The organism is Pseudomonas sp. MAG002Y (assembly GCF_019400845.1).
Taxonomy (GTDB): domain Bacteria; phylum Pseudomonadota; class Gammaproteobacteria; order Pseudomonadales; family Pseudomonadaceae; genus Chryseomonas; species Chryseomonas luteola.
The window spans coordinates 101,257-123,648 of sequence record NZ_WOEJ01000004.1 but is presented as its reverse complement, the minus strand read 5'-3'; the positions used below and the strand labels follow the sequence as shown (position 1 = coordinate 123,648).

18 protein-coding genes are annotated in these 22,392 nt (G+C 58.7%); 11 read left to right on the top strand and 7 right to left on the bottom strand.

Annotated features, from left to right (window positions below; all coding sequences use genetic code 11):
* Positions 1-131 precede the first annotated feature (131 nt).
* The 5 genes from GM154_RS07510 (at position 132) to GM154_RS07490 (ending at position 5,822) form a co-directional block, all read left to right on the top strand.
* Entirely contained in the window at positions 132-1,886 is a 1,755-nt protein-coding gene (locus GM154_RS07510) for an OPT family oligopeptide transporter (RefSeq protein WP_374940305.1), read from the top strand.
* Between the two features lie 201 nt (positions 1,887-2,087).
* Positions 2,088-2,537: a FecR domain-containing protein gene (locus GM154_RS07505; protein WP_219651668.1), complete on the top strand. Its 450-nt coding sequence runs from the start codon at positions 2,088-2,090 to the stop codon at positions 2,535-2,537.
* A complete protein-coding gene (locus tag GM154_RS07500) occupies positions 2,530-3,123 on the top strand; it encodes an OmpA family protein (protein ID WP_219651666.1) in 594 nt (197 codons plus the stop codon). The genes GM154_RS07505 and GM154_RS07500 overlap by 8 nt, the downstream gene beginning before the upstream one ends.
* Positions 3,124-3,271: 148 nt before the next feature.
* Positions 3,272-4,102 (top strand): amidohydrolase, encoded by an 831-nt coding sequence (locus GM154_RS07495; protein WP_074827006.1) that lies wholly within the window; start codon positions 3,272-3,274, stop codon positions 4,100-4,102.
* Positions 4,103-4,193: 91 nt separating this feature from the next.
* The gene (locus GM154_RS07490; RefSeq protein WP_074827002.1) at positions 4,194-5,822 is read left to right on the top strand and encodes a methyl-accepting chemotaxis protein; all 1,629 of its coding nucleotides are present in this window, start codon (positions 4,194-4,196) and stop codon (positions 5,820-5,822) included.
* 56 nt (positions 5,823-5,878) lie between these two features.
* On the opposite strand, the gene GM154_RS07485 is transcribed toward GM154_RS07490, so the two are convergent.
* Together GM154_RS07485 and GM154_RS07480 are read right to left on the bottom strand one after the other, a co-directional pair.
* Entirely contained in the window at positions 5,879-7,219 is a 1,341-nt protein-coding gene (locus tag GM154_RS07485; protein ID WP_219651664.1) for a leucine-rich repeat-containing protein kinase family protein, read from the bottom strand.
* A gap of 216 nt (positions 7,220-7,435) precedes the next feature.
* Positions 7,436-8,338 (bottom strand): LysR family transcriptional regulator, encoded by a 903-nt coding sequence (locus GM154_RS07480; RefSeq protein ID WP_074826996.1) that lies wholly within the window; start codon positions 8,336-8,338, stop codon positions 7,436-7,438.
* Between the two features lie 270 nt (positions 8,339-8,608).
* On the opposite strand from GM154_RS07480, the gene GM154_RS07475 reads away from it, so the two are divergent.
* The 3 genes from GM154_RS07475 to GM154_RS07465 all read left to right on the top strand — a co-directional run bounded on the left by GM154_RS07475 (position 8,609) and on the right by GM154_RS07465 (position 11,669).
* Positions 8,609-9,841, top strand: coding sequence for a tetratricopeptide repeat protein (locus tag GM154_RS07475; protein ID WP_219651662.1), 1,233 nt, complete (start codon positions 8,609-8,611; stop codon positions 9,839-9,841).
* A gap of 15 nt (positions 9,842-9,856) precedes the next feature.
* Positions 9,857-10,810 (top strand): DMT family transporter, encoded by a 954-nt coding sequence (locus GM154_RS07470; RefSeq protein WP_219651661.1) that lies wholly within the window; start codon positions 9,857-9,859, stop codon positions 10,808-10,810.
* A gap of 403 nt (positions 10,811-11,213) precedes the next feature.
* A complete protein-coding gene (locus GM154_RS07465) occupies positions 11,214-11,669 on the top strand; it encodes an Lrp/AsnC family transcriptional regulator (protein ID WP_026003906.1) in 456 nt (151 codons plus the stop codon).
* 23 nt (positions 11,670-11,692) lie between these two features.
* On the opposite strand, the gene GM154_RS07460 is transcribed toward GM154_RS07465, so the two are convergent.
* Positions 11,693-12,766: a saccharopine dehydrogenase family protein gene (locus GM154_RS07460; RefSeq protein WP_125888535.1), complete on the bottom strand. Its 1,074-nt coding sequence runs from the start codon at positions 12,764-12,766 to the stop codon at positions 11,693-11,695.
* 523 nt (positions 12,767-13,289) lie between these two features.
* Between GM154_RS07460 and GM154_RS07455 the strand changes: the two genes are divergently transcribed.
* Positions 13,290-13,853: a GNAT family N-acetyltransferase gene (locus tag GM154_RS07455; protein WP_219651659.1), complete on the top strand. Its 564-nt coding sequence runs from the start codon at positions 13,290-13,292 to the stop codon at positions 13,851-13,853.
* A 20-nt stretch (positions 13,854-13,873) separates the two neighbouring features.
* On the opposite strand, the gene GM154_RS07450 is transcribed toward GM154_RS07455, so the two are convergent.
* Positions 13,874-15,184: a sorbosone dehydrogenase family protein gene (locus tag GM154_RS07450; RefSeq protein ID WP_219651657.1), complete on the bottom strand. Its 1,311-nt coding sequence runs from the start codon at positions 15,182-15,184 to the stop codon at positions 13,874-13,876.
* 82 nt (positions 15,185-15,266) lie between these two features.
* Positions 15,267-17,441 carry a malate synthase G gene (locus tag GM154_RS07445; RefSeq protein WP_219651656.1) on the bottom strand — a complete coding sequence of 725 codons (2,175 nt, stop codon included), beginning with the start codon at positions 17,439-17,441 and terminating at the stop codon, positions 15,267-15,269.
* 184 nt (positions 17,442-17,625) lie between these two features.
* On the opposite strand from GM154_RS07445, the gene GM154_RS07440 reads away from it, so the two are divergent.
* Positions 17,626-18,177, top strand: coding sequence for a glycine cleavage system protein R (locus GM154_RS07440; RefSeq protein ID WP_125888539.1), 552 nt, complete (start codon positions 17,626-17,628; stop codon positions 18,175-18,177).
* Here GM154_RS07440 and rarD read toward each other — a convergent pair.
* Positions 18,150-19,052: an EamA family transporter RarD gene (rarD, locus tag GM154_RS07435; protein ID WP_258019754.1), complete on the bottom strand. Its 903-nt coding sequence runs from the start codon at positions 19,050-19,052 to the stop codon at positions 18,150-18,152. The genes GM154_RS07440 and rarD overlap by 28 nt on opposite strands.
* 248 nt (positions 19,053-19,300) lie before the next feature.
* Here rarD and GM154_RS07430 point away from each other — a divergent pair, with 248 nt between their 5' ends.
* Positions 19,301-21,328, top strand: coding sequence for a methyl-accepting chemotaxis protein (locus GM154_RS07430; RefSeq protein WP_219651846.1), 2,028 nt, complete (start codon positions 19,301-19,303; stop codon positions 21,326-21,328).
* Positions 21,329-21,379: 51 nt separating this feature from the next.
* On the opposite strand, the gene GM154_RS07425 is transcribed toward GM154_RS07430, so the two are convergent.
* A complete protein-coding gene (locus GM154_RS07425) occupies positions 21,380-22,354 on the bottom strand; it encodes a serine/threonine protein kinase (protein ID WP_219651654.1) in 975 nt (324 codons plus the stop codon).
* Positions 22,355-22,392: the final 38 nt, after the last annotated feature.

The window sequence follows — 22,392 nt, the reverse complement described above, 5'->3', positions numbered from 1 at the left end:
ATCGTTTTTTCATGGTCGTTGTTTTGAGCGCTTTGGCGATTCCGAGGGACAAAGTGCTGCACACCCCACCCAATACAATAAGGATCTGGTGTGATTGCTTCGAATTTTCCTCCTATTGATAGCTCCTTTTTATGCATCGTGCAGCGAGCATCTGCCGGGGAACGCCCATGAAGGTAGAGCGCGAGCTGAGCCTGCGCGCTGTCTTGACCGGTCTGGTGTTAGGCATCGTGCTAACTCCCTCCAATGTCTATGCCGGGCTCAAGATCGGCTGGTCATTCAACATGTCGATCATCGCGCTGCTGGTGGGCTTTGGCTTCTGGCAGGGGCTGCTGGTCCGTAACCGGCACTGGCCTGCCTGGACACTGCATGAGAGCAATATCAACCAGACCGTCGCCTCGGCGGCGGCGTCCATTATTTCAGGTGGACTGGTAGCGCCGATTCCAGCCTACACACTGCTGACCGGCGAGCAGCTGGATGCCGTTCCGATGATGGCCTGGGTCTTTTCGGTCAGCTTTCTGGGCATATGGATCGCCTGGTATTTAAGGCCATCACTGATTACCGATGGCAATCTCAAGTTTCCTGAAGGCATGGCCACGCTGGAAACCATGACCCATATCTATACCCACGGACAGGAAGCCATGCGGCGCCTGTGGGTGCTGTTTGGAACGGCCGTGTTCTCTGGGTTGGTCAAAGCTGTCGATACGTTTTACTGGACCTTTCCTCGCTGGTCGCCCACGGCGCATCTGGAGCGACTGACCTTTACCTTCGATCCGTCGCTGCTACTGGTCGGGTTTGGCGGCATCATCGGGCTGCGCGTCGGGTTGACGCTCCTTCTGGGCGCGGCCTTGGCCTGGGGTGGCATAGCGCCGTGGCTGCTGGCGCACGGGTTGGTAGAGCTTGCGCCTGGCAGCGAGGGGCCGCAGTTCGCAACGCTGGTGGAATGGCTGGTGTGGCCTGGGGTGACGATCATGGTGACTTCGACCTTGTCGTCTCTGGCCTTGCGTGTACTGCAGGTAAGAACGTTGGGGAAATCCCGTTCGGCAGAGACCTCCACTGTCTGGCAGCGGCCAAAACCCGGCCCGCTGGCAGGTTTGGTGTTAGCTATCGGATTGATCATCGTGCTACAGGCGGCCCTGTTTGGCATTGATTGGTTCATGGCCTTGCTGACTATTCCACTGGCGCTGTGCCTGGCAGCTGTGGCGGCACGTGTCGTGGGAGCAACCGGCATTCCTCCAATCGGTGCCATCGGGCAGCTGTCGCAGCTGAGCTTTGGCATCGTGGCGCCGGGGCAGGTGCCCATCAACCTGATGAGTGCCAACACGGCCGGTGGCGCAGCCGGACAATGCACGGACCTGATGAATGACTTCAAGGTGGGCCATGCCATCGGGGCGACTCCCACCAAGCAGGTGATCGCTCAATGCCTGGGGATTGCGATAGGCAGTGTGGTCGGGGTGCTGGTCTACCAGACGCTTATTCCAGATCCGCAAACCATGTTGCTCACGCAGGAATGGCCTGCTCCGGCCGTGGCGACCTGGAAAGCCGTAGCGCAGACGCTGACCTCGGGCCTGGACTCACTTTCTGCCAGTATCCAGTGGGCCATGCTGATAGCTGCCGTTGCAGGCGTGGCCCTGGGCGTATTGGATGCTTGCGCCAAGGATCGGCTGGCGCGTTACCTGCCCAGTGCCGCGGCGTTGGGGTTGGCGTTTATTCTGCCGGCTTCGATCTCCCTGATGATGGCCCTGGGCGCAATCCTGACCTGGGCTGCCGGACTGCGCTGGCGCGGGCTAACCGAGCGGTTTGCCATTGCAGCGGCAGCAGGCCTGATTGCAGGGGAAAGCATTACGGGCATTGGCGCCTCGCTCTGGCAGCTGCTGCACAACCTGTAATACCTGTCGGGCACTGGAGGAGAGTCAGTATCTGGCAGTTTGGACTGCATCGCATTTTTAGTCCGATGGCCCGCACGTTTTGAACTAACGTAACGGTTATCGGTATGTATACAGCGATTGCACGGAACGCTCAGGGAAACGGAGCAGAGAAAGGACGCCAGGGCCAGGCGTGGTGCGATACGGACTTCAAGGTCAACGCTCATGAATAAGAATGCGTGGCTCGTTCTCTGCCTTTCGGGCCTTTTGGCGGCATGGCCTGCCCATGGCGCGCCCAGGCCGGTAGGTTATGTCATGACCGTACAAGGCAGCGTGACCACCACACTCAAGGGAAAGCCTGTCGCGATCAAGGTGGGCACGCCGGTGAATGTCGGCAGTACCTTCGAGGCCGGAGACGATGGCTCCTTCGGGATTACGCTCGAGGATGGGTCTGTTATGTCGTTCGGGCCGCAATCGACGTTCACGCTCGAGGCCTTTGCGTTTGCTCCAGCCAAGGGGGCCCTGAAGCTGGCCGCAAGCCTCAAGCAAGGCACATTGAATTACGTGGCGGGGACCATTGCCAGGCTCAAGCCCGAGGCGGTCAAAATTCTCACGCCTCACGGAACCATTGCCTCGCGCAGCGCCCAGTTCATGGCCAAGGTTGACCATGAGTAAAGCGTTTCGCCAAGCTGTGTGGTTGTTGGCCGTGTGGCTGGCAGGGTGTAGTTCCAAGTCCTATGTGGTGCTGGTGGATAGCCCTTATGGCCAGACGCGAGATGTCACGGTCACGACGCCCACAGGCACGACCCAGATCGACAGAACCCAGCAGGCTGTCAGCCTCGACAAGGAGGCGCCCGGGCGGACCTTTACCCTGCCGCCCAAGCAGATCCTGATGGACTTTACCCCCGCGCTGGCAGCCCAGCCGACGCTTCCGGTGTATTACACGCTGTATTTTGAGGGTGCCAGCAACCGGCTCACTGATGAGTCACAGGACACGCTGCAGCGCATTGTCGATACGCTGCGTAAACGCACGCCCGCGGCCGTCTCCATTATCGGGCATACCGACACCCTAGGCAGTGCCTCGATCAATGAAAAGGTGGGTTTGCAGCGTGCCCAGCTGATTGCCCGCCAGTTGCAGGCCCGGCATCTCGACTTGCTGGATCTGACAGTCGCCTCCCATGGCGAGGAGAACCTGCTGATCCAAACGCCGCCCAATACGGCAGAGCTGCGCAATCGCCGGGTAGAAGTCATCATCCGATGACCGTCTTCCCATCCTGAACCGCTTGAGGGTTCGCCAGTCTTAGCTATACGAGTACGGCCGGCCTGACGGGTAATGCTTCCCGGTAGACTATCCTGCCTCCACTCCTGACTTATCAGACCGCACGCCACGCCACCGAAAAGGAGCCGCAGTGAGCATTTACGGCGAGTATAAGATCGACTGCCATACCCACCTGCTAGAACCCGCCCGTTTTCCCATTGCCGATAATGCTGTGTATACCCCCGTCGCTCAGGAGGTAGGGACCTCGACGCAGCTCCAGCATGTCTTCAATGCCTATGGCGTACGTCACGCCGTTGTAGTCACGCCACCGGCCATTTATGGCGAGAACAACCGCTGCCTGCTCGATGGGCTTGCCCTGGGATTTGGTCGCTGGAAGGGCATTGCCGTAGTCGGGCCTCGCACGAGTACCCGAGAGCTCAAGCGGCTCAAGGAGGCCGGTGTAGCAGGCGTCCTGCTCGATGTGGTCACGAATGGTGTGTCGGCCTGCCTGAAAGCGGAAGAGCTATTCAATCAGTTGGCTGAGCTGGATATGCTGGCCCAGCTGCACGTCGAAAAGGCGCAGCTAAGCGAACTGATGCCATTGATCGAGCGCACCCGCACCCGGCTCATCATTGATCATTGTGGCAGACCTGATGTGACGGCAGGCATCGCGCAACCCGGATTCCAGAGCCTGCTGTCGCTGGCAGGAACTGGGCGTGTGTACGTCAAGCTATCAGGGCTTTCGCAGTTTTCCGCCGAGGCCTATCCCTACGTTGATACCCATTCCTACGTCCAGGCGCTTCTCGAAACCTTCGGCCCCGAGGCCTGCCTGTGGGGGTCGGACTGGCCTTTTCTGAATTCACCGGAGCGAATCGACTACGGACTGCTCCTCAAGCTGATCGAGAATCTGATCCCAAGTCCGGGTGCAAGGCGGCAAGTGCTCTGGGACACACCTCGCAGATTGTTTGGTTTCAAGTGGTAGTTGATTGTCCGACTAATGGCTAGCCGGGTAATTAAAGTTGCCCGTCAATGCAGCGATAAGCCCAATAGTAACAATCTATTTCAGGTGCTTTATGGGCTTTCGTTCATTGAATATCGCGCCGCGCTCCGCGATCTGTTTTGCGCTCTTTGCCTTGCTTATCCTCTTTCAAGGCGTCTATTCACTCAAGCAATCCGCTTCGATGAATGAAGCGGAAAAAATGGTCGAACTCAATGTCCTGCCAACGCTCAAGGTGCTCGGCCAGATCGATACGACCCTGATGCGCATTCGTCTGGATAACTCTCGGCTGCGTGTGGAAAGCGATCCTGCATCCAAGAAGGCTGATGCCCTGAAGGATATCCAGATCGCCCGTACAGAGCTTCTGGGTTACGTCGATCAACTCGGTAAGGTGATCGTGACCAAGGCAGGCCATGACACGTTCAATGCGCTCTCCAAAGGCCTGAACGATTACCTCAGTATCCATCAGCGCTATCTGGATCTTTTGACCAACGGCAAGCTGACGGAGGCTGTGGCGCTTTCCAGCGGGGAGATGTTTGCCGCCGCTGAGGCGGTCAAGAACGCTATCACCACGCTCAAACAGGAAGCTGATGTAAAGGCCAGCAATGCAGGGCTGCATGCCGATGAGGTATATGGCAGCACCCGGATGATGACGGGCATCATCGTAGTGGCCGCGTTGCTGGCTACCGTACTGCTCGCCTGGCGACTCACGCACAGCCTGGTCGCACCGATTCATCAGTCCCTGCAGGTTGCTCAGCGCATTGCCAACCGGGATTTCAGTGTCGCGATTGAGAGCCATGGTAACGATGAACCGGCCCGTCTGCTCAAGGCATTGGCCGTGATGCAGTCGAACCTGCGTGAAACACTGGGTCATATCAGTGATTCGTCCGCTCAGCTGGCATCAACTTCCGAGGAGATGTCCGCGGTTACTGAGGAAACGACCCGTGGCGTGATGCGCCAGAATGATGAAATCGAGCAGGCGGCTACGGCGGTCAACCAGATGAGCGCCGCGGTAGATGAGGTCGCTCGCAACGCGGCGTCAGCGTCCGAGGCGGCGTTGAGTTCCAGCCAGGCGGCCACGACCGGGCAACTGAAAGTGTCCCAAACGCTTGAGGCCATCAACGAGCTGTACGACAGCGTGGAAGCGACGGCTGGAGAGGTTCAGGGTCTGGCCGTCATGACACAGGATATCAGCAAGGTGCTGGACGTGATCCGCGGAGTGGCAGAGCAGACCAACCTGCTGGCACTCAATGCTGCCATCGAGGCGGCGCGTGCGGGTGATGCCGGGCGTGGGTTTGCGGTGGTGGCCGATGAGGTGCGTGGTTTGGCCCATCGGACGCAGGAGTCTACCCGTGAAATCGAGAGCATGATCGGCTCGATTCAGGCGGGTACGGACAAAGCCGTGCAGTCCATGGCCCAGAGCAGCAGCCGCGCTCACGGAACCCTGGACATTGCCCGAGCGGCAGGCGAGGCGCTGACCACGATCAACAGCTCCATTGCCGAGATCAACGAGCGCAACCTCCTGATCGCCACGGCTTCTGAAGAGCAGGCACAGGTGGCGCGGGAAGTGGACCGCAGCCTGGTCAGCATTCGCGATCTGTCCATGCAGACAGGCTCTGGCGCCCATCAAACGGCAGCTGCTTCGAATGACTTGTCGCAACTGGCGGTATCGCTTAATGGATTGGCGCAGCAGTTCCGGCTGTAAAGGCCAACCGGTGTACAAAGCCCTTCCTGCCTGACCGGGGAAGGGCTTTTCTCTGCTTAATTCAGGTGCTGTTGGAGTGCTGCCAGCTGCGCGTGAACCTCGCTTAGGCTTGGACGGGACATTACTTCTGTGCTCAGGCAACTCGCGAGCAGGTCAGACAGCGCCGCATGGGTCGCTTCTTCGCCCGCGGCAGGCTCACAGCGTTCCAACAGCTCCTCCAGCAGGCAACCAAACGCGCGGGTTTCAAGGCGTTCCAAAGCCTTCTGTTGCGTCGGATTATCGGTGGGCAGGAAGGACGCGCCGCCAAAATCACCCAGTAGCACCTCGCCCTGTTCAGTCCACAGGATATTGTGGGCGTACAGGTCACCATGCACGATACCGCGCTCATGCAGGTGCTCGGTGGCCGAGGCGATTCCGAGTGCCATGCGCAGCGCGACGGGCAGCGAAAAACGCGTGTCTGCCGGGTATACATCGCGGGTGCAGGTGGCAAAGCTGGGCGGGCCGGCCAGGTTTTGAAATTGTGGGTCGATCAGCTGCATGACCAGCCCATCTGTGCCCTCGGGGTGATGTACGACCTGACCTTCCACATCGATCACGTTCGGGTGTGCCCCTACGGCAATCGAGGCGGCCATTTCGCTCTGAGGTGTACCGTCGCTGGTCATGCTGCCCTTGAACAGCTTGACCGCCACGGTCTTTGAGGGGCCGGAAGGCTGTTTCCAATCCGCCTGGTAGATGAGGCCCGAGGCGCCTTCGCCCAGCTTGTGCTGGAGTGCAAGGTCCTTCCAGTCGATCCGGTTGATGGGGGCGCTGGGAGAAACGTTGGCCGCTTCGCATGCCTCGCTCAGGGGATTGTCGGCGTAGGCAAGCCAGGTCAGCCGCGGCAGCGACAACAGCCAGTCCGGCAGGGCGGCAAAGCGGTTGGAAGAGATGCGCAGCAGTTCCAGCTTATGACAGTCGGTCATGGTTTCTGGAAGCGCCTGCAGGCGATTGCCTGCCAGCATAAGCTTTTGCATGCCGCTGCACTGACCCAATGAGTCGGGCAGGGTTTCGATCTGGTTATTCGTCAGAATCAGCCAGCGTAGCGAAGGTGACAGCGCTGCTGCCGGCACATGGCGGATCTGATTGGCCTTGAAGCCCACCATGCTCAGCTGAGGGCATTCACTCAGCACTTCGGGCAGATGCGTGAACGGGTTGTCGGAGCAGAACAGGATACGCAGTTTCTTGAACCGTCCCAGGTCATCCGGCAAGTGGCTGAGCTGGTTGCCGGAGAGGTTGAGAATCTCCAGGGAGTCGGCCAGTTCGAAGATCTCGCGGGGAAATTCCGTGAGTCCGCACGACAGGTCCAGTCGTGTCGCGCCAGCCAGCTTGCCAGCTCGCAAATCCGAAAGTGTATCCATGACGGTCTTCCAATCCTGAGGTATGAGCTATTTTGACACAGTGCACGGAGCGTCACTGTGCATCCCAGCGCCTTTGGGCTGGGCCGGTTAAGTAAGTGGCTCAAACAGAGGCGCCAAATGTCATTTGGTTCAGGGTGGGCCGCGAAAATGTGATGGTGATTCGCTGCGCGGTTGTATCAGGCGCCTACAGACAGTTGAGCATGCCTGTAGGGCAGTTCAGGCGTCTGCATTAAACCGAAGCAGGCCCTGGCGCTTGAGTTTCTGGGCAATCTTGATAAAGGCCTGAGTGGCGGGCGACGCCTGACGCTCATCGAGCAGGGCCAATCCGACACTGCGCTTGACCCGTGGTCGCAGGGGCTTTTTCACGTAGCCCTCGTGGCCGCGTTCCGCCGGCAGCGCCAGCTCCGCCAGAATGGTCACACCATCGCCCCTTTCGACCATGGACAAGGTGCTGAGCAGCTGGGTGCTGTGGTAGCGGGTATTGGGCACCAGCTTGGCGGCATTGAACATGTGCGCTACCAGGTGTGCCGATCCGGCCTCGGTCATGATGAACGGATCGGGACAAAGCTCCTTGAGCGTGACGTCAGCTTTGCTGGCCAGCGCGTGGTGAGTAGGCACCAGGGCGACCATCTGATCTTCGGCGATGGGGAAGGTATCGAAGCGCTCATCGGGCAGGACGACAAAGCCGATGTCGATACGACGATCCTGCAGCCACTGGACCACCTCCCGGTCCCGACCTTCGTCGATATGCACCTCGATGCCCGGATAGGCCTGGCGATAGGCATCCAGAATGACAGGCAGCAGTTTGACCGAAGAGGTCGGGCCGAAGGAGCCGATGCGCAGCGTGCCTCGCTTCATGCCGCGCGCATCGCCGGCCTCCTGCCGCATCGTTTCGGCCAGCCCGAGAATGCCACGGGCACGTAGTACGAGGCGCTCACCTACTGCAGTCAGCTCCAGGGCCGACTGGTGCCGGTTGATCAGCTCGACACCCAGCTCGGCCTCCAGCGCCTTGATCGCATGGGACACCGCCGACTGTGTGATGGACAGCCGCGAAGCTGCCGAGGTGAAGCCTTTCAGCTCTGCCACAAGCACAAAGATTTCAAGCTGGGTAAAGGTCATGGCGCCTCGCTGGCCTCATGAGTAAATACTCATTTTTCTATGAGTAAGGATTAGTGGAATTATACGCATCGTTCAGGACTTACCCACAATGACAACATGTCCTGCGCACTGCCTGATGGGGTTATAGGCGCTTTGGATAGAGCGATGGCTTGCCCTGTAACGCACCGGCAGCCGACACCACGCACGATAAGAGCGACAACAGCAGGTGCTATCCGGTTAACGCTATCCAGAGCTTTTTCTTACTCGGCATAGGGATATAGAGGGGCGGGTATGAGTGCTAATGTCAGGTGTTTCAATGGCTGTCTGCTAACCGACGGCTGTTCGTCCATATGGCCCGAAATCAACGTGCCGTTCCTGTCGCTCAAAGGCGTGCCCGAGGCGGTCATTGCCCAAGAGCCTACCCAGGCCATCTTTCGTTCGCTGCTCAAAGGCTTTGATGCCATTACCGGCTGCGAACTCAAGGACATCTACAAGTTTGCCCGTTACCTCAATGCGATCTCGGAGGATATGCCTGCCGAGCTGATCAATATTGTGCGTGCCTTTCGCAAGTGGGTCGAATTCGACTACGTTGGGGCACGCTCGCTCTTTCAGGCACACCTTCACGCGTATCCCACGGATGTGCAGGCGCTTTTCTTTATTCACATGCTGGACTTCTGCACCGGCCGAACCGCCGAGCTGAAGCCGCTGTTTGCCTTGTGTGACGAGTACATGGAGGAATCGCATCCGCTGTACTCGTTCTACCTGTCGATCAAGTCATTCGTGCTGTGCGAGTGCGGGCTATTCGATGAGTCTCTGGCGACGGGGCTGGAGTCCGTGCGGTACTGCTCCGCGAATATCTACGGCATCCACGCCGTTGCCCATGCCTTGCACGAAAAGGGTATGTGGGTGGAGCTGCGGGACTTCCTGGAAGACTCCAAGGAAGAGTGGATTCGCAACCCGGGCATGCGTATGCACGTGTACTGGCATCTTGCGATTACCTACAAGCAGCTGGGCAATCACGCGGCGGCAAAGATGGCGTTCCTGGAGTTCTATGCGCTCAAGAACGACCGCTTTTCCAAGCAGGATCTAGATGCGGTGGGCTTTCTCTGGCGCTTCAAGCTTGAGGATGTCAACAGTCATGAATTTGATGAGGTCTGGAAGGAGCTGGCCATTCTCTGGTCTGGCAGCATCGCCACCTCGACCTCTCATTTTCACAATATGCACGCGGCCTTTGCCTTTGCCGGCGCCAACCAGCCTCTGCTTATCGAGAAAATGATGGCCGAGAGTGACGGCTTTGGTATCGAGCCTGACGCGCATCTCGCCGGTCTGGACATTATTAGGGCCATTGCTCTGTTCGCCCGAGGCCACTACGAGGAGTGTTATTACCTTCTTACCGCCAGTCGACATCAATGGACGAGCCTGGGCGGCAGTCGTGCGCAACGGGAGCTGCTCGACCTGACCCTGAACTTCTGCAAGGCCCACGTACAGTCTCAAGCCGAGCTTGAGCGACTGATGTTGATGTAGGCAAAGGTGATTTGAATGTCGGACGCAACAGCCCTGGCGCAGCCAGATGACAAGCTCCTGGTGTACATGAAACTGACGGCGGTCTCGGTGATCTGGGGTGGAACCTTCGTGGCCGGGCGTTACCTGTCAGCTGGGGTGCCGCCGCTGGCATCTGCCGGCCTGCGCTTTCTGCTGGCCAGCCTCACCCTAGTGCTTGTGCTGGCAGTCACACGACGCCTGTTTGTCAGGCTCAGCGTGAAACAGGTGATTCATCTTTTCTGGCTCGGGTTCTTTGGCATCTTCACGTACAACCTGTGCTTTTTTTACGGGTTGCACCTGATCAGCGCCTCACAGGCCTCACTGATTGTGGCACTGAATCCAGCCATGATTGCGTTGACGACCTTCTTTGTTGATCGCGAGCGGCTGGGGCTGGTCAAGAGCGGTGGCATTGCGGCCTGCATCCTGGGCGCCGCAACGGTCATCGTCAGCAAAGACGCCTCGGTGCTTGAAGCCGCAGGCGGTAGCTGGTTGGGTAATCTTGTGATCTTTGGCTGTGTGGTCAGCTGGGTGATCTACAGCGTGTTTTCGCGGCCTCTGGTTCGCGAGATCGGCCCGCTGCATACCGTGACCTTCTCGGTGTTGTGCGGGACGGTACTGCTGCTATGTGTGTCGATCGGCACGGGTGATCTGAACTGGGGCGTTGTTGCCAGCCTGACCAAGGCTCAGTGCTTCAGCCTGGCTTATCTAGGCGTAATTGGCTCGGCATTGGCGTATATCTGGTACTACGACGGCATCAAGCGGATCGGGGCTACCCAGTCGGGTGTCTTCATAGCCCTGAATCCGGTGTCTGCTGTCCTGATGGGCGTGGTGATTCTGGGCGAGCAGCTCACCCCTTTGATGATTGTGGGCGGGGGTCTGGTTCTGCTGGGTATCTACTACTGCAACAAACCTTCCAAGACGTTTTCTCTCGGCGTAAGCCGTACCGCGTGATCCGGCGCGCTTAACGAGCGCAGGTAGAGAGCTCCACCTCTGACCTGCGCTCACTCCGGACGTTGGGTAGCCAAGGAAGGCTGCCATTTTTTAAATGCATGGCTGCATGTATTGGGTACGGTATTGCTTGTCCCGGTGCATGTCTGCGTCCCCTCTCAACGAATACGGCCCGAACCGCTGAGCACAGTGTCTTTTGCCTGTCTGGCATCAGCCCTGCCAGTGCTTTGGCGGCAGCGCTCTCGCTGAACAGTGATGTGGTGCGCGTGATGCTGCGATTTATCTAGCATCGGCCTGGGCGCGAAGAGGCGCAGAGTATAAGACCCGGGTTAAGCGGAGCCGGGCATTGACGCTGGCTGCAGAGCCTCCTAGGCTCCGCTTTTCCGAACCCTGGCGCGTGTTCTTCATGTATCCGAAAGTCGATGCTACCGATTGGCAACTGATCCGTCTGCTTCAGGCCAACGCCCGCGAGTCTACGGCCACGCTGGCCCGCAAGCTCAATCTGGCGAGGACGACAGTGGTTTCACGGCTGGCCCGGCTAGAGCGCGAGGGTGTAATCGCAGGTTATGGCGTGCGATTGGGGGCCTCGGTGGAGGCGGGTGCGGTCAGGGCCTATTGCAGCATTAGCGTATTGCCCCGGAGCGCGGCGCAGGTGATCAAGGCACTGGCCTCGATGCCGGAAGTAGAGGAGGTGTCGGCCGTGAGCGGCGCGTTCGATTACCTGGCCTTTATCTGCTGTGAACGGCATGAGCAGCTCGATGAGCTGCTCGATCGGATCGGTGCTATTGATGGGGTCAAGCAGACCCAGACCTCCATCATTCTGACCCGCAAGATCGACCGCCGCAGTGAGCCGTCCCGGTAGCTGACGGCTCACGACGCGTAGCCTTATGCCGGTTCGCCGTAAACGCGGCCGAACCGGTTGTTCAGAAAGACGTTCAGATCAATCTCTTCCTGGCGGATAAAACCCGACTGCGGCAGTTTCTTCTCGCGGAACAGGTCCAGTGCAGTGCAAATTCCGGCGGCAGTAGTGATCTGAATGGCGCTGGTCAGCTTGCCCCGCTGTTCGGCCGCAAAGATCTTGCGGCTGAACACCTCCTGCACCAGCTTGCCATCACGCATGCCGTTCACGGTCACGAAGACCAGTACTACGTCCTGCATCGTCGTGGGCACCGAGTCGCGCATGATGCGCTTGAGCGTTTCCTGATCGTTAGCCAGACGCAGCTCTTCGAGCAGGAACTTCATCAGGTCACGATGCCCTGGATAGCGGACGGTTTTGTAATCCAGGGTTTCGACGCGACCACTCCAGGTTTCACACAAGGTGCCCAGGCCGCCCGAGGTGTTGAAGGCCTCGTATTCCACGCCGTCCAGCGAGAAATGCTCCAAGCCTTCCAGTGGCTGCACAAGGTTCAGCGTACCGTGACGAACCGCCTCACAGGGGTGGCAGTATTCGTTGATCAGCCCGTCCACGCTCCAGGTCAGGTTGTACTTGAGTGAGTTGGTGGGAAACTCGGGCAATGCACCTACGCGCATCTTCACCTCGCGCACGCTGTCGAAGCGCGACGCCAGGGTATGCGCTGCAATGCCGATAAAGCCAGGAGCCAGGCCACACTGCGGCATGAAGGCCGTGGATGAGTCCTCTGCCAGATCACGGATCGTCTTGGTAGCATGGACGTCTTCGGTCAGGTCAAAATAATGGGTGCCTGTGGCCTTGGCGGCACGGGCTACCGAAATGGCCATGTGGTAGGGCAGGGCGTTGAGTACCGCGTCGCTGCCTTCAAGTACCTGCTCCAGGTCATTGCCGTCCGGGCTCACTTCCCGTGTCTCGATGCCCAGCGCGGCCAGTCGCGCCAGGGCGTTGGGATCACGGTCAGCCACAATCACCCGGTAATCCCCGGAGTCCTGCAGCAGTTGACTGATGGTGTAGCCAATATGGCCAGCCCCGAGAAGCGTGATGTTCATGACCATTCCTTGTTGTTGTGTGGAGATGGCATCAGCTTAGGGAGGCGTGCTGTTGGTCATAAGGCGCAAAGCGTCTTTTATGAAGGGGCTTTTTCGTCATTTCGACGATGCTTTGGGCGAAGCGGCGAAAGTCATGATCAGCCAGCGCTAAAGAACAACCAGCACGCTTGAGATAGCCTTGCGCTTACAGATGTAAGCCTGAATAACACGCTGTTTTCTTGAGCGCTTAAAGGACGTTCGCAATAGGTTCTACTGAAATAAAGAAGGACGTTATTGCCATCCGGCTCATGGTTGCAGGGCATCGTCACTCAACTCATGCCGATCGGTCTTTGCCTCGTTGGCTTCCGCAATGAGATAACGCTGGGTAGCGTACGTCCCGATGATTGCTTACTTGCCAGTGAGAGGTTCAAAGATGAGTTGGGGGTTTGTCATGATCATTCATTCCGCTGCCACAGCATCTAGGAGTTATCTGTCCGCTGTAGACTTGGCCGAGTCGCCCATCCTGATGCTTGAGTAGGTTGTAATGAGATTTCCCGATGTCGTCCCCTTGGTCGGACTCTCCCTGCAGCGACCCAAGGCGGAGCTGGCCCAGGCGTTGTGCGCAACGCTGAATGCCAGCTATGTCCTGCATGAGCCTTTTCTGTGTTGGGCCAAACCCCGCACGACTCTTGAGGAGGCTGCGAGAAGCCTGGTTGAGGCAGACAAATGGTTTGATACCCTTGATGGCGAAAAGCGCTATTTCCTCCTTGACCCGCAAGAGCGGATCATCGGCTGTATCGGGCTTACGCCGCTGACTGAAGGCTATGAAGTGGGTTATTGGGCATCGGAAGCGTTTGCCGGTCGGGGCTTCATGACCCAAGCCCTGCGCTATCTGGTCGATAGCTGCGGTAGTGACACGCTCATGCTGACCACTTCCTCGGAAAACATCAGGAGTCAGCGTCTGGCAACACGGGCAGGGTTTGTTTTGACAGCCGTGCGGCAGGGTGATCGGCGAAACCGTAACGGGCAGGTCTGCGATACCTATGTCTATGAAGCGCCCGCTGCAGGCAAGGCGCTACAGCAGCGGACTAGGTGCCTGCACGGCTGAAGGGTGCAGGCACCTAAGGCTTACTTGGCCGCGGTTACTCGCCAGATAACGTTACCCACATCATCCGCAACCAGCAGATCACCCTGCTTGTCATTGATGACCCCAACCGGGCGGCCCTGGGCTTCTTCCTTCTGATTCAAAAAGCCGGTCAGTACATCCTGGGGTGCGCCGTTGGGCTTGCCGTCCTGGAAGGGGATGAAGACCACCTTGTAGCCGCTCTTGGGTTTGCGGTTCCAGGAGCCGTGCTGGCCGATGAACATCCCATAACGGTACTGCTCCGGCAAAGCATCGCCCTTGGAGAAGGTCAGGCCCAGCGAGGCGGTGTGGGCGCCAAGGGCATAGTCAGGCACGATGGCTTTGGCGACTAGGTCCGGGCGCTGCGGTTTGACGCGCTCGTCCACATGCTGGCCGTAATAGCTGTAGGGCCAGCCATAGAAACCGCCATCCTGAACCGAGGTGGCATAGTCAGGTACGAGGTCACTGCCGATCTCGTCACGCTCGTTTACTGTTGTCCACAACTTGCCGTTCTGTGGTTCCCAATCCATGCCGTTGGGGTTACGCAGGCCGGTGCCATACAGACGCATTTTGCTGGTGGCGCGGTCCAGCTCCCAGATGGCCGCACGGCCTTCCTCGATGTCCATGCCGTTCTCACCGACGTTGCTGTTGGAGCCAACCGTGATGTACAGCTTGCTGCCATCCTGGCTTGCAATCACGTTCTTGGTCCAGTGGTGGTTGATGCCGGCAGGCAGATCGATCACCTTGGTGCCCTTGTCCTGGATAGTCGTATCGCCTTCCTTGTAAGGGAAGCGCACCAGCGCATCGGCATTGGCCACGTAGAAGTCATTGCCGACCAGGGTCATGCCAAAGGGCGAGTGCAGGCCCTCCAGAAAGGTCGTTCGGGTTTCGGCCACGCCATCGTGGTCAGCATCGCGCAGCAGGGTGATGCGGTTAGCGCTGGGCACGCCGGCTCCGGCCTTGCTCATCATCATGCCCTGAACCTGCTTGCGGATATTGAAGCCCGCCGGCTCTTGTGTGGGCTTGTTCGATTCGGCGACCAGAACGTCACCGTTGGGCAATACATAGATCCAGCGAGGATGATCAAGGCCGGTGGCAAAGGCGTTGACCTGCAGGCCCTGGGCAGCAGTAGGTTTACCACCTTCTGGCCAGCCAGTGGCGGGCGCTACGTTGACCAGTGGGATAAGGCTGGTCTTGGGCTCGGGAAGTTGTGGCTTGGGGCCATAGGCGGCATCTGGGCCAAGCTTGGACGGCTCGCCACATCCGGTCAAGGCGATAGCAAGCGCTGAAGCGTACAGGGGACGAAGATTGGTCATGGGTAACGCCTTTTATATAGTTGATGGTGCGTTCCATAGGTCCCGTCAGCCGCTACTTCAAAGGCGTATCAGCGAGACCTGTTCATTGCCTCCGCGCCTTGGCCTCACGACGTCTACGATGCAGGATCGGCTCGGTATAGCCGCTGGGCTGCTTCGCTCCCTCCAGAACGAGGTCCAGGGCAGCTCGAAAGGCGATATTGCCATCGAAATCAGGCTCCATGGCGCGGTAATGGGGATCGCCTGCATTTTGCTGATCCACCACTAGAGCCATGCGACGAAAAGCTTCGATCGTTTGTTCCCTATTAATCACACCATGATGCAGCCAATTTGCAAGCAGCTGGCTCGAAATGCGCAATGTGGCACGGTCTTCCATGAGTCCCACATCATCGAGGTCCGGCACCTTGGAGCAGCCGATCCCCTGATCAATCCACCGCACCACATAGCCCAGGATGCTCTGTGCGTTGCTGTCCAGCTCTTCTTGGATCTCTTCGGCGTTGAGTTCGGCGACATCAACCAGCGGAATGCTCAACAACTCCTCTCGTGCGGCCGGCGTACGCTTGGCCAACTCGACCTGCCGTGCCGCCACATCGACCTGATGGTAGTGGATAGCGTGGAGCGTAGCGGCCGTAGGCGAGGGTACCCAGGCCGTACTGGCTCCGCTCTGGGGGTGGGCGATTTTTTGTTCGAGCATGGCGGCCATCATGTCCGGCATGGCCCACATGCCCTTGCCAATCTGCGCACGGCCACGCAGACCGCAGGCCAGCCCGACGTCCACGTTGTTGTCCTCATAAGCCTTGAACCAGGTGGCACGCTTCATGAGAGCCTTGCGGATGAGAGGGCCGGCCTCCATTGAGGTATGGATCTCATCACCGGTGCGATCAAGAAAGCCGGTGTTGATAAACACGATCCGTTCCTTCACCGCAGCAATACAGGCCTTGAGGTTGACGCTGGTCCGCCGCTCTTCGTCCATGATACCGATCTTGAGCGTATGACGCGGTAGGCCAAGGAGGTCCTCGACCTGCCCGAACAGCGCGCCGGTAAAGGCTACCTCTTCCGGGCCGTGCAGCTTGGGCTTGACGATATACACCGAGCCCGTGCGCGAGTTGGGGCGCGACGTGTTGCCGTTCAGGTTGTGCAGGGCGCACAGGCTGGTAAAGACGGCGTCCAGTATGCCTTCGGGAACTTCGTTGCCGTCGCGGTCCAGGATGGCGTCTGTCGTCATCAAAAAGCCGACATTGCGGACAAACAGCAGTGAACGGCCCGGCAGGACCAACTCGCTGCCGTCAGCAGCGATGTAGGGCCGATCCGGGTTCATGATCCGGGTAAAGGCCTTGTCGTTCTTGGTGATGTCTTCGGAGAGGTCACCTTTCATCAAGCCCAGCCAGTTACGGTAGATCTGTACCTTGTCTTCGGCATCTACCGCCGCGACAGAGTCTTCGCAGTCCATGATGGTCGTCAGGGCCGATTCGAGCAGAATATCGCTCACGCCTGCCGCATCGGCTTGGCCGATCGGGTTGTTGCGGTCAATCTGGATTTCGATATGCAGCCCATGGTGCCTGAGCAGAATGGCCTCCGGCTGCGAAGCCTGCCCGCGATAGCCGACAAAGGCGTCCGGCTCGGCCAGGCAAACGTAGCGACTGTCGCCAATCTCGGCCATGAGTTCGCCACGCTGGACACTGTAGCCTCTGACATTGCCATGGGAGTATTCAGCAAGCGGCACGGCTTCGTCGAGGAATCCCCGGGCATAGGCCACAACCTTTTCGCCCCGGAGCGGGTTATAGCTATCGCAGATTTCAACCGTGCTGTCTTCAGGGATCGCGTCACTGCCATAGAGCGCATCGTATAGCGAACCCCAGCGTGCGTTGGCGGCATTGAGCGCAAAGCGGGCGTTCGTGACCGGCACGACCAGTTGCGGCCCGGCGAGCTGGGCAATTTCCGGGTCGACATTGGCTGTCGTGACGCTGACCTCGTCCGGCTCGGGGAGCAGGTAGCCGATCTCTTCAAGAAAGGTGCGGTAGGCGTGCACATCGTGTGGCTGTCCGGCATGCGCCAGATGCCATTGATCGATACGGACCTGGAGCTGGTTACGGGTCTCCAGAAGGGCCTTGTTCCGAGGTGCAAACTCATCCAGCAGCCCTTCAAGTCCACGCCAGAAATGGTCCATATCGATGCCTGTGCCTGGAATCGCCTGAGTCTTTACGAACTCGTGAAGGGCGGTGGCTATCTGCAGGCCGCCGATGGTTTTTCTTCTACTCATTGTTCGCCTCGCTTGGCTGCACGACGCGCCGACATTCGGTGGCTATCTGGCCATGTGACTAGGCCTCGCTGGAAAAGTGTCTGCCACAGGCAAAACGATGGCAGGTCCGTTCATGAAAAGTGGGTCGGCAAGGTTGGCTGGCTGTTCTACGCTGGAAAGATGATCAACCAAAAGGAGCGCTATCGTGGATGTTCTGGTCCTTACCATCATTGCCCCGGATCAGCCGGGTCTGGTCGAGCAGTTAGCCGACTGTGTTGCCGAGCGGGGCGGCAATTGGCTGGAAAGCCGCATGTCACGCATGGCAGGTCAGTTCGCCGGAATCCTGAGCGTCAGTGTCGCGCCGGAACAGCGCGACGCCCTGGTTGCCCAGCTGAAAGGGTTGGATGTAAGGGGCATGCGTGTGCTGGTAGCGGAAAGCCGGGTAGAGCAGGCACCCAAGCCTCAGCTCATCCAGCTGGATCTGCTGGGCAATGACCGTCCCGGGATCGTTCGGGACATTACCCGTCAGCTCACCCGGCTAGGCGTTAATGTCGAGCGGCTCAGTACCGATGTGCGGGCGGCGCCGATGAGCAGCGAACAGTTGTTCCACACCACGGCGCTGCTGGCCCTGCCGCCCGCCCTTGAGCTGGATACGCTCCGCCAGAGTCTGGAGACCCTGGCGGACGATTTGATGGTCGAGCTGGCAGTCTACCGTGACAACCACGACGGTCAGGTGCGGGCAGCGGGGGCTGCGTAACGACGCAGGGAGCGCCAGGCGTCAAAGCTGAACACGGCAAGGCCTGCCCAGATACACAGGAAGGCGGCCATCCGCTCCATGGGGAAGGGCTCGTGGAACAGGAAGACTGCCTGTATCAGCACCAGCGTAGGGGCCAGGTATTGCAGGAAGCCCAATGTCGAATAGGGCAATTTGCGCGCCGCTGCGTTGAAGCAGAGCAGGGGAACCAGCGTAACGGGACCGGACAGGATCAGTACGATGGCCATCGGCGACTGCCAGAGTGCCGGCTCCAGGCTGACCTGCTGGGTCAGCAGGGGTAGTGCAATTGCAGCCAGCGGGACCAGTAGCCAGGTTTCGACCACCATGCCTGGTAGGGCAGCCACCTGGGTGCCCTTGCGCACCAGTCCGTAGAAAGCAAAGCTGAAGGCCAGCACCAGGGATACCCAGGGCAGCTGGCCAAGCGTCCAGATCTGCTGGGCAACGCCTAGGGCAGCCATTCCCACGGCCAGCCACTGCAGGGGCTTTAAACGCTCGCCCAGCACCACCATGCCCAACAGCACATTGATGAGCGGATTGATGTAATACCCAAGGCTGGCTTCGATTACATGGTTACTGTTGACCGCCCAGATGTAGGTCAGCCAGTTGCCGCCCACCAGCAGGCCACTCAGCCATAACCGGGCAATCCGGGAGGGATTGGCACGCAAATCGCGCCACCAGCCCTGATGTTTCCAGATCAGAAGCAGCAAGACCCCGATCAGGGCTGACCAGAAGATACGCTGGATCAGGATTTCGACGGGAGGAATGCTGGCAAGCAGTTTGAAGTACAGCGGGAATAGTCCCCAGAGCGCATAGGCGGTAAGGCCTAGTACGTAACCCTGGCGCGGGGATGTGGACATGATGTGTCTCTAGTATTCGTAAGGCCCCTAATCATAGCTCGCAAGCAAAGAAAAGGCCGCTTTTCCCATGGGCTCGATCGATTTGTCCAATGACAAAGGGCCTTCAGTTCTTCTGCGGCGGGTCGACATCCTGATACACACATATTCGTGCTGCTGAGGACGGCGGCCCATCATCCTGGGTAGTGCTGTTCTTCAACGCTGCGGGTGGGCGTACGTCTGGCATTCTTTTTTATCAGGTAAATTTCATGATGAACTTGTTTTCCCGGCTCAAGCCCGCCAGTGCCCATTCCGGCGGCGTAATGAGCGTACTGAGCTCTTCCGGGCAGTTGCAGAACCACCTGAAAACCCTGCGGTTCGAGCCGACCTATATCGCCGGTTTCGTTTCGCCCCATGTTGATCTGGACAAGGTGGCTCGCCAGGTAGCCGAACGTTTCCCTGGCGCCGCCCTTACCCTGTGCACGACCTCCGGTGAGCTGTGCAGCCAGAACGATCAGCTCTACTGCGCCACAGGTAACCAGTGGGATCGGGTTGTGCTGCAGCTGTTTGATGCCAGCATCATCGCTTCGGCCGAAACCGTTTATGTGCCGTTGGAAAGCCAGGACATCCGCGCCCGAGGGCCACGTATGTCCATGCAGCAGCGAATCGCCAAGCTGATCGAGTCGATTAAGCGGCTGCGTGTCAACACGACTATCGACCATCGCGATACCTTGGCTTACGTCACGTTTGACGGCCTGTCGGCATCCGAATCGTTCTTCATGGAAGCCCTTTACGAGTCGGGCCGTTTTCCCTGCCTGTTCGTAGGCGGCTCTGCTGGTGGCAAGACCGACTTTGTGAAGACTTTGATCCATGACGGCAAGCGCAGCTACGAAAACCACGTACAGATCGTATTTCTGAAATGCGCCCGTAATGCCCGCTTCGGTGTGTTCAAAAGCCAGAACTTCGAGCCGACGTCTGTCAGCCTGAGCGTGCTCACCGCGTCGCTGGAAGAGCGCTACATCAGTCAGGTGATCGACTCCAAGGGCAATATCCGCTCGATGGTGGCCGCCCTGTGCGAATCGCTGAACTGCGAGCCCAAGGACCTGGAAAAGCGTCTGGCCAATTACTCGTTTGCTATTCGTGTGGGTGAGGAGCTGTTTGTTCGCTCCATTGCCCAGATCGATTATGACAAGGAGCGTATCCACCTTTTCTGTGACGTGGCGCCGGGTGAAGAGCTGGTGATGGTCAAGCGTACGCCTATTCTTGAGGCCACCCGTAAAGACCTTCAGCGCTTCCTGCAAGGCAAGTCCGGCAAGCCGGTAGGCGGGCTGCTCAACGACTGCATTCTGCGTCGCCTGAACAATGGCAACGACCTGAGCCGCATGAACGAAGCATTCGATGATATTCCTGTGGTGGGCTTTTCTACCTTTGGCGAGATTCTGGGGCTTAACCTGAACCAGACGCTGACGGCGGTATTTTTCTTCCGTACCCCGGAAGGCGCGCCGTTCCGTGATGAATACATCGATAACTTCACGGCGCATTATGGCGAGTTCAAGGCCTTTTTCCTGCGTCGGCAGATCAAGAAGCTGGCGGGCTTGAGCCAGGTTGTGGTCAAGCAGATCGATGAATTCAAGCGCAAGAACTTTGCCAGCTACATCGACAGTAATGGTCTTGATGATCATATCCAGCCAGTATTCCGGGGGCTGGAAGATCTGGGTGGCGCGCTGCACCAGGCAGATCAGCAGCAGGAGCAGATTGCCGAACAGCTGAACCATTATGCCGGTGAGCTGCACGTGTCGATGGATGATCTGAGCGTGAACATCAGCCGTCAGGGCACGGTGATCGATCAGGCAGGCAGCACGGTGAAGAGCCTCGTCAATCAGGCGGACAACGTGGTGCGCAGCGCGAACGATCTGGCGCAGTCGAGCCTCAAGATCCAGTCCATCGTGCAAATGATTCAGCAGATCGCTGGACAGACCAACCTGCTGGCACTCAACGCGGCCATCGAGGCGGCCCGTGCCGGTGAGCAGGGACGCGGCTTTGCCGTGGTGGCCGATGAAGTGCGCAAGCTGGCTGAGAAGACTCAGCAGAACGCGGGAGAGATCGGGACCGACATCGACAAGCTGGCCGAGGAGATCCGGCAGGTGGCACAGCAGATTGAAGTGCAGTCCCAGGACGTGAATGCCTTGACGGAGCTGTTGGGTGAGCTGGAAGGCTCCAGCAGCGTCACGGAAAGCACATCACACCGTACCAAGGATGTCGCCGATACGCTGATTGGCTTGACCCGTAACGGTCATTGAGCCTGAACACCAGGGCCGCCCGGTTTGTGGCGGCCCTGGTGTCTTTAGGGGTCAGAACAGCCGCAGCGGTTCTTCATCAAGCGCTGACAGTTGCTCGCGCAACATCAGAACCTGGTCGCCCCAATAGCGCTCGGTTCCGAAAAAGGAAAAGCTCTTCGGGAAGGCCGGATCATCCCAGCGGCGGGCTAGCCAGGCGCTGTATTGCAGCAGACGCAGGGAGCGCAGCCCCTCGATTAACGCCAGTTCACGGGGTGCAAAGTCATGGAACTCCTGATACCCGTCCATCAACTCGGAAAGCTGCGACAGGCGTTCTTGCCGATCCCCGGCCAGCATCATCCACAGGTCCTGTACCGCCGGTGCCATGCGGCAGTCGTCGAGATCCACCATGTGGAAGGTCTCGTCACGGTAGAGCAGGTTGCCGGGATGGCAGTCTCCATGGACGCGGATATTCGTGTATTTAACCGAATTAAATAACGTATCCAGTTTCTTGATCAGGTCACGTGCCACGGATTCATACGCAGGCAGCAAACTCTTGGGGATGAAACCGCCGCTCAGCAGCGTATCCAGCGAGGCATGGCCAAAGCTCTGTACATCAAGCGTCTCGCGGTGCTCGAATGGGCGACTGGCGCCAATGGCATGCAGGCGACCCAGGAGCTGACCCAGGCGGTACAGCTGCTCAAGGTTACCAGGCTCGGGCGCCCGCCCGCCGCGGCGGGGAAACAGGGCAAAGCGAAAGCCGGCGTGCTCGAACAGGGTTTCACCATCACGCGACAAGGGCGCCACGACAGGTACTTCATGCTCCACCAGCTCAAAAGAGAAGGTGTGCTCCTCGCGAATCGCGGCATCTGTCCAACGCTGTGGGCGGTAGAACTTGGCAATCAGGGGCTGTTCGTCTTCGATGCTCACCTGATAAACCCGGTTTTCATAACTGTTAAGCGCCAAGATACGCGCATCGCTGAGATAGCCGAGGCTTTCCACGGCGTCGATCACCACGTCAGGGCTGAGTGTATCGAACGGGTGTGACATGGATATCCTCCTACAACGCATCTGGAAGCGGCCATATG